Raw genomic sequence first — 7,327 nt, 5'->3', positions numbered from 1 at the left:
AATCGAGACGCGCGGTACGATGGTCGGCGAGGCTCCCGCGGGCGAGGCGGGCGTGGTTCCGGCGGTCTCCATGATGCCGCTCCGCCGCAGCCAGCCGTCGGCGTTGGCGGCGAGCAGCGCACCCTCGACGATGCGGCGCAGGATCTTCGCGACGACGAGGCCGATGAAGAAGATCAGCGCGGCCGCGATGATGTTCGGGATGAAGGCGAAGGTATTGTTGGTGAGCTGCCGCACCGGCTCGAGCACCTGGCTCAGCCCCAGCGGCTGGAGCGCGAGCATGATGCCGACCAGCAGGATCAGCCAGAAGACGACATCCCCGATGAGGCCGCCCAGCGTCTGCCCGGGCTCCGCCTCATAGTGCCGCTTCAGCGCCGGCACGCGGTCGACGATCTTCGCGATCGCCCATTTCGCCGCGCGGGCGAGGATGTAGGCGATGACGAGAATGGCGATGGCGCCGAGGATGCGCGGCACCCACACCTGCGCCTGGTCCTGCCAGTAGCTCACCTGCGGATCGGAACTGTACATGAGACGCCCCTCTTATTGGCCGACCATTGGTCGTGTCGTTGCCGAAAGAATGTTCCGAACCTCGGCTGGTTCCTCTCCGCCCTTAGCGCAGCGCAGCCAGAACGTCGCGGACGAACAGATCGAGCTTGAAGCTGACTTCGGCACCGTCGAAGCCGCGGCGGACGATCACGATTTGGCGGGAGGGGATGATCGTCAGATATTGGCCGCGATTGCCCTGCGCCGAGAAGGCGTCGGCGGGGTGGCCGGTATCCCTCGCGAAGGTCCAGAAGGTGGCTCCGTAGCCGCTGCCGCGCATGGGCTGGGCGGGGCCGTTGGTCGAGACGTAGCGGGCCCAGCCTTGCGGGAGGAGCCGCTCACCCTGCCACATACCATTATCCAGGTAGAGGAGCCCGAGCCGGGCGAGGTCGCGAGCGGTCGTCCAGACCTGGCTGGAAAGGATGAAATTGCCTTGCCAGTCCGTCTCCGGAACCGTCCGCATCATCCCGATCTTCCAGAACAATTGGGTGAAGGGAAAGGCGAGCGCCTCCTGCCCGTCGCCCAGTGCTGAGCGGAGCGCCCGGACAGCGAGCATCGTGTCGTTGTTGGCGTAGCGGAAGCGCGTGCCGGGAGGCGCCTCCAGCGGCCAGCCGGCGGCCTGCTCGGTGACGGTCGTGCCGCCGAAATAGATTGCGTCCGTGCGGTTGCCGGCGGTGTCGCTGTGGAGGCCGCTCGCCATCCGGAGCAGCTGGTCGAGAGTGATCTGCGCGCGCGGATCGCCGGCATTCCGCCACTCGGGGATTGGCGCGGGGGCGGCGGCGTCGATCCGGCCCTGATGCGCCGCCACCCCGATCAAGGTACCCGCGATGCTCTTGGCCACCGACCAGGTCCGCTGCGACATGTGCATGTTGAAGTCCGGCCGGTAGCGCTCGGCGACGATACGGCCGTTCTGGAGCACCAGCACGGCAGTCGTCTCGCTGCCCTGTCCGTAGGTGCGGCGATCGAATGCAGCGGCCACCGCACCCGCCAGCGCCTTTGCATCTCCGCGAGGCCGAGCGAGCGCGTTGCGGTCGCCGATCGGCCAAGGGAGAGCATCCGTGCTCGCCCGCTGCGGCTGAATGCCGAGCTGGGGCAAGGCGGAGGCCGTTCCCGCTGCAGCGCCGATCGGAAGCTGCGCGCAGCCGAGGTAAGGCCGCCACGCCGCCACCCGCGGCGGCATCGCATCGTCGAAAGCGACGCTCACCATTCTCGCCGTGCGGTCGATGCTCGCCTTCATCCCCGCCATCAGCGGGACGAGCTCGGGATAGGTCCGCTGGAGATCGTCCTGCTCGACCTGCGCCTCGCTCATGCCGCCGTTGAAGATGTCGCTGCAGAGGAACGAGGCCTTGTAGCCCGCCGCAAGCGCCCGCTGGTACCGCGCCTGATCCTGAGCGGGCGCGGGAGCGGCGAGCGCACCGGCCAATGCGATCAGGAAGAGGAACCTAGCTCCTGTTCTCGGCACGACGTTCCTCCCACCAGGCGATGCGTTCGGCGATCTTCTTTTCGAAGCCTCTGTCCACAGGCGCGTAGAAGGTCTGCGGTTCCATCTCCTCGGGCCAATAATTGTCGCCGGAGAAGCCTTCCGGCGCGTCATGGTCGTACTGATAGCCTTTGCCGTAGCCGATATTCTTCATCAGCTTGGTAGGGGCGTTGAGGATGTTCTTCGGCGGCATCAGCGAGCTGGTCTCGCGCGCGCTTCGCCACGCCGCCTTTTGCGCGGCATAGACCGCGTTCGATTTGGGGGCGGTGGCGAGATAGAGGCAGGCCTGCACGATGGCGAGCTCGCCCTCGGGCGATCCAAGGAAGTCGTACGTGTCCTTAGCGGCAATGCATTGGACGAGCGCCTGCGGGTCGGCGAGGCCGATATCCTCCACCGCGGCGCGCGTGAGCCGCCGAAGCAGGTAGAGCGGTTCCTCGCCGGCAACCAGCATCCGCGCCAGATAGTAAAGCGCCGCCTGCGGATCCGAGCCGCGGATCGATTTGTGGAGTGCGGAGATGAGGTTGTAGTGGCCCTCCCGATCCTTGTCGTAGACCGGCATGCGCCGGTGGAGGAGGGCGGAGAGAGCGGCCGGATCGAGCGGCTCGGGAAGCTCCACTGAGAACAAGGTCTCGGCCTGGTTGAGAAGGAACCGCCCGTCGCCGTCGGCCGTGGCGACCAGCGCCTCCCGCGCTTCGGCCGTGAGGGGGAGGGGGCGCTCCTCGATCGCTTCTGCACGCTCCAGCAGCTGCCCGAGCGCCGCCGCATCGAGCCGGTTGAGGATCAGCACCTGCGCCCGCGACAGCAAAGCGGCGTTGAGCTCGAACGAGGGGTTCTCCGTCGTTGCGCCGACCAGCACCACGGTGCCGTTCTCGACGTAGGGCAGGAAACCGTCCTGCTGGGCGCGGTTGAAGCGGTGGATCTCGTCAACAAACAGCAAGGTCTGCCGCCCGGCGCGGGCATGCTCCTTTGCCTCGGCGAACACCTTCTTGAGGTCGGCGACGCCCGAGAACACAGCCGAGATCGCAACGAAGCGTATCCCCACCGCGTCCGCCAGCAGGCGGGCGATCGTCGTCTTGCCCGTCCCCGGCGGACCCCACAGGATCATCGAGGCGAGCTTGCCCGCTGCGACCATGCGCCCGATCGCTCCCTCGGGGCCGGTCAGATGCTCCTGGCCCACGACCTCATCGAGCCGCTGCGGGCGCAGCCGGTCGGCGAGCGGAGCGGCTTCCGGCGGCGTAGCGGGGGCAGGGGGCTGCGGCTCGTCGGCGAACAAATCGGCCATGGGACCTGTCTAGCTGCAATCCGCCTGCAATACAGCCGCTGTTGACTCAGATCGTGTCGAGATATATCTCAGGCCGTCTAAAGCAGTCGGAGAGCGAGCATGCGCAGGCGATTTGGACATGGATTTCCCTTCAACATGCCTCCCATCCCACCCATTCCGCCGATCCCGCCCATTCCTCCCTTCGAGTTCGGCCCGGGAGGCTGGGGCGACTGGGGTGGCGACTTCGGACCGGGGCCGGGCAGCGGCCGGCGCGGAGGCCGGCGGCGGATGTTCGAATCGGGCGAGCTTCGCCTCGTCCTCCTCAAGCTGATCTCGGACCAGCCCCGGCACGGCTACGATCTCATCCGCGCCATCGAGGAGCTGACCCACGGCAGCTACGCGCCGAGCCCTGGCGTCGTCTATCCCACCCTCACCATGCTTCAGGACATGGGCCATATCAGCGAGGCGGAGGCGGAGGGTTCGCGGAAGGTGTTCGCCGCGACGCCCGAGGGCGAAGCCTATCTTGCCGAGCGGCGGGAGGAGGCGGAGGGGCTGATCGAGCGTCTCTCGGGCCTCGGCGAGCACAAGCGGAAGGCGAGCGGCGCGCCGATCAAGCGCGCGGTCGGCAATTTGCTTGCGGCGCTCTGGCAACGAGTCACGCGCGAGGATGCCGACGAGGAGACGCTGCACGACGTCGCAGCGATCCTCGACGAGGCGGCGCAGAAGATCGAGAGGCTGCGGAAGGCTTAGGGGACGGGGCTCCGCGCAGGGCGGGCGCTCTGGCGGATCGTGCGGATGTATCCGCCGACCAGCGCCTCGTTCACCTGGTCCCAGCCGTAGCGGCGGCTGACCTCTAGGCCCTTGGCGCCGGCGGCGCGGCGCGCCTCCTCGTCCTGGCAATAATGGGTCAGCGCCTCGGCGAAGGTTTCGATGGCCCCGGGGCGCACGAGGCGGCCGGTGACCCGGTCGGTGACGAGGCTCTCGCTGCCGGTCGCAATCGCGGCGACGACGGGGAGGGCGCAGGCCATCGCCTCCAGCGTCACATTCCCGAAGGTCTCGGTGACGGAGGGGTTGAACAGCATCTCCATCGAGGCGACGGCGCGGCCGAGGTCCTCGCCCCCCTGGAAGCCGACGAAGACGGCGTTTGGGAGCCTCTTCTCGAACCAGTCGCGAGCGGGCCCTTCGCCGACCACTAGCACCTTGTGCCGTACCTGCCTGCGCTCGAGCAGGTCGACCGCGTCGGAGAAGACGTCGAGCCCCTTTTCCATCACCAGGCGGCCGACGAAGCCGATCACCGGCACGTCGTCTTCGATCCCGATGCCGCGGCGCCACTCCAGATCGCGGCGGCCGGGATTGAAGATATCGGTGTCGATGCCCCGCGACCAGATGCCGACATTGTAGTTCATGCGCTGCTCGCGGAGCAGCTGCGCCATCGATTCCGAGGGCGCAAAGATCGCGTTGCAGCGGCGGTAGAAGCGGCGGAGGCCGGCAAGGATCAGCGGCTCCAGGAAGGCGAGACCGTAATAGCGGAGATAGGTCTCGAAGCGGGTGTGTACGGACGCGATCGCCGGCACCCCCATCCTCCGGGCCAGAGTCACCGCCCGGTGGCCCAATATCTCGGGGCTGGCCACGTGGACGATGTTCGGCTGGAACTTCCTTATGTCGCGCTTCACCCGCGGCGGGATCATCAGCGGCCAGCGATATTCCGGGCGGCGCGGGACGGGGAGGGCGGGGACGCTCACCACCTCGCCGTTCGGCGGGAAGGCGGGCTCCGCCACGGTCGGCGAATAGATGCGAACCGACGCCCCCTGCCGGAGCAGGTACTCGACCAGCCGGTTCAGCGCCTGGTTGGCGCCGTCGCGAACGTAATTGTAGTTGCCGCTGAACAGCGCAATGCGAAGGTCGGAGGCGTCCATGGCGCGCCCGATACGCTGTTCGGCCGCAAAGGCCAACTCGGCGGGCATCAGTCCTGCTCCCGGTCGTGCTCCGGCGGCGGCAGGCGGCGGATGCGACGGATGCCCGCGAGCATCGGCACGACCAGCAAAGTGAGCGCGAGGATGGCGATCAGCGCCTTCATGATCTCTCCAAAAGCAAAACGCCCCACCGGTAGGTCCCGCGCCGACGGCCGCAGCCTCCGCGACGGTCTCTGCGACCCGCCCAGCCCGGCAAGCGTCACCACAGCCAACAGCAGTATGAGGCTGCCTAACAGGACCATCCCCGCCTCACGCGCGGTGGATAGGAGGCATCGTGTGCGGAAGGGAAATCAGGTGTATAACTAGGTATTATGCTTCCGGTCTTTTCTGTACAACACTCAGATATCATACCCTCGTGGCGGTAGGGAGCTAAGGATGAGAGACCTCTTCGCACTCTTCCTGTTGGCGCTAATTCTGTTTATCCCATTTGCAATCGGGTCCGCCTTATATTCAATTGGCGGCTGGTGGATTTTTGGTGCAATCGCCATCGGTTACGTCGTCTATCGACACGTGAAACATGAGAGAGAGCGAGCACAAGAAGAACTTCGACTACAGCAGGAGCGGGAGAGGGCTGAGGCCGAGGCTAGAGCCAACTATCAGGCGTACCAAGCAATGCTTCGGAATGATCTCGATGAAACCCGCAGAGAAACCGTCCAAGCGTACTCCCAAATTCCTGTTTTGTTGCTGAAGGCCGAGGAGCAGCTCCTTAGCGCAGAACGTGAGTACAACGATCGAGCTTTCTCTCCGTTCTGGCAAGCTATCGAAGCCGTACTAAAAACATTGGCTGATGTGAACAGTAACATAGAACGACTCACTTACTTAGCCTCACGTCATGCAAAATTATCTAAAGACTATGATGGTCCAATTGAGCCTTTCCCTGTCGAGGCTCAGTCCGTGAACCGCGTTCACCTCGCGAAGGAAACTGAGAATAGAATGGGGTGTACGATCAGACAAGCACAGAGAGACTTTCAGTTTGCTACAATATACGAACAGAGAAGAACAACAAGTGTTCTGATTTGTGGGTTCGCGACGTTAGGGCAAGCCATCGACGGCCTGGGATATCGTTTGTCCTCCAGTATGGAGACTTTAAGCGACCAAGTTCGTAATCTTGAGCACGGAATGAGGGAGCGCCAAAGCGAGGTTCTGTCTTCCCTGGGACAGGTTGTGGACGGGGTTCAAACAGCTGCAGATCAAGCTGCGGTGCAAAGGGAGCGGCTGAACGAAGCTCAGCTAGAGATGGCTAACAAGCAACTTGCGATGCTAGACAATATCCAACGTCGCCGGGAGCCATTGAATTCCGAGCGTGGTTCGCGGATCTTCTAAGGCGTAGCTGGTTAGATCAACACGGGCACGTCGCGGTTTGCGGGTGGCAGGCATACGAAAACAGCCCGCCGGATTACTCCGGCGGGCCGCTTCGTTTCAGCTCAGGCGCAGCCCTTAGTCCTGCAGATACTCGCCGGCGTCGGCATCGGTGCCGTGGCCGCTGGGGGCGACCGCACCGAGCGGATCGTCGCCGATCGCCGCTTCGGGCCCCTGCGCGAGCTCGGCCGCATGCTCTTCTTCCGAGGAGTTCGGAAGGATGAGCGATTCCTGCAGCTTGCGATGCGCTGCGCGGAGCGCTGCGTCGCGGCTGGAGGCGGCTATCCGCATCCGGTTCATGCCAGCGCCGGTACCGGCCGGGATGAGGCGGCCGACGATGACGTTCTCCTTGAGACCGTCGAGCGTGTCGATCTTGCCCTGGACGGCGGCTTCGGTGAGCACCCGGGTCGTCTCCTGGAAGGAGGCGGCCGAGATGAAGCTGCGGGTCTGGAGCGAGGCCTTGGTGATGCCGAGAAGCACCGGCTTGCCTTCGGCGAGCCGCTTCTTGCCCGACTTCAGCTTAGCGTTGACCTCGTTCATCTCCTGAAGATCGACCTGCTCGCCGACCAGGAAGGTGCTGTCGCCGCTCTCGGTGATCTCGACCTTCTGCAGCATCTGGCGAACGATCACCTCGATGTGCTTGTCGTTGATCTTCACGCCCTGCAAGCGATAGACTTCCTGGATCTCGGCGACGAGATACTCGGCCAGCGCGAC

The 7,327-nt window shown here is 64.9% G+C and carries 6 protein-coding genes and 1 pseudogene; 2 read left to right on the top strand and 5 right to left on the bottom strand.

Features of this window, described 5'->3' with window-relative positions:
• The 3 genes from VF662_RS05255 to VF662_RS05245 form a co-directional block, all read right to left on the bottom strand.
• Window positions 1-525, bottom strand: a 525-nt coding sequence (locus VF662_RS05255) for a mechanosensitive ion channel (RefSeq protein WP_464138620.1), incomplete at its 3' end; no start/stop codon positions are given.
• Window positions 526-607: 82 nt separating this feature from the next.
• Entirely contained in the window at window positions 608-2,002 is a 1,395-nt protein-coding gene (locus VF662_RS05250; RefSeq protein ID WP_464138617.1) for a serine hydrolase domain-containing protein, read from the bottom strand.
• Window positions 1,983-3,302: a replication-associated recombination protein A gene (locus VF662_RS05245; RefSeq protein WP_464138614.1), complete on the bottom strand. Its 1,320-nt coding sequence runs from the start codon at window positions 3,300-3,302 to the stop codon at window positions 1,983-1,985. The genes VF662_RS05250 and VF662_RS05245 overlap by 20 nt, the downstream gene beginning before the upstream one ends.
• 135 nt (window positions 3,303-3,437) lie before the next feature.
• Between VF662_RS05245 and VF662_RS05240 the strand changes: the two genes are divergently transcribed.
• Window positions 3,438-4,031, top strand: coding sequence for a PadR family transcriptional regulator (locus VF662_RS05240; RefSeq protein WP_464138610.1), 594 nt, complete (start codon window positions 3,438-3,440; stop codon window positions 4,029-4,031).
• Here the strand turns inward: VF662_RS05240 and VF662_RS05235 are convergent.
• The gene (locus VF662_RS05235) at window positions 4,028-5,197 is read right to left on the bottom strand and encodes a glycosyltransferase family 4 protein (RefSeq protein WP_464138623.1); all 1,170 of its coding nucleotides are present in this window, start codon (window positions 5,195-5,197) and stop codon (window positions 4,028-4,030) included. The genes VF662_RS05240 and VF662_RS05235 overlap by 4 nt on opposite strands.
• Window positions 5,198-5,629: 432 nt before the next feature.
• Here VF662_RS05235 and VF662_RS05230 point away from each other — a divergent pair, with 432 nt between their 5' ends.
• Window positions 5,630-6,577: a hypothetical protein gene (locus VF662_RS05230; RefSeq protein WP_464138605.1), complete on the top strand. Its 948-nt coding sequence runs from the start codon at window positions 5,630-5,632 to the stop codon at window positions 6,575-6,577.
• A 114-nt stretch (window positions 6,578-6,691) separates the two neighbouring features.
• On the opposite strand, the pseudogene VF662_RS05225 reads toward VF662_RS05230, so the two are convergent.
• Window positions 6,692-7,327: pseudogene (locus VF662_RS05225) on the bottom strand (DNA-directed RNA polymerase subunit beta'); the annotation flags it as partial.

It is taken from the genome of Allosphingosinicella sp. (genome assembly GCF_036387215.1).
GTDB lineage: Bacteria > Pseudomonadota > Alphaproteobacteria > Sphingomonadales > Sphingomonadaceae > Allosphingosinicella.
The sequence above is the reverse complement of the archived record's forward strand: the minus strand, read 5'-3'. Positions and strand labels throughout refer to the sequence as shown.

Coding starts and splice junctions, on each gene's coding strand:
- VF662_RS05245 (WP_464138614.1), bottom strand. CDS start 3,302: ATGGCCGATTTGTTCGCCGACGAGCCGCAGCCCCCTGCCCCCGCTACG.
- VF662_RS05240 (WP_464138610.1), top strand. CDS start 3,438: ATGCCTCCCATCCCACCCATTCCGCCGATCCCGCCCATTCCTCCCTTC.
- VF662_RS05235 (WP_464138623.1), bottom strand. CDS start 5,197: ATGGACGCCTCCGACCTTCGCATTGCGCTGTTCAGCGGCAACTACAAT.
- VF662_RS05230 (WP_464138605.1), top strand. CDS start 5,630: ATGAGAGACCTCTTCGCACTCTTCCTGTTGGCGCTAATTCTGTTTATC.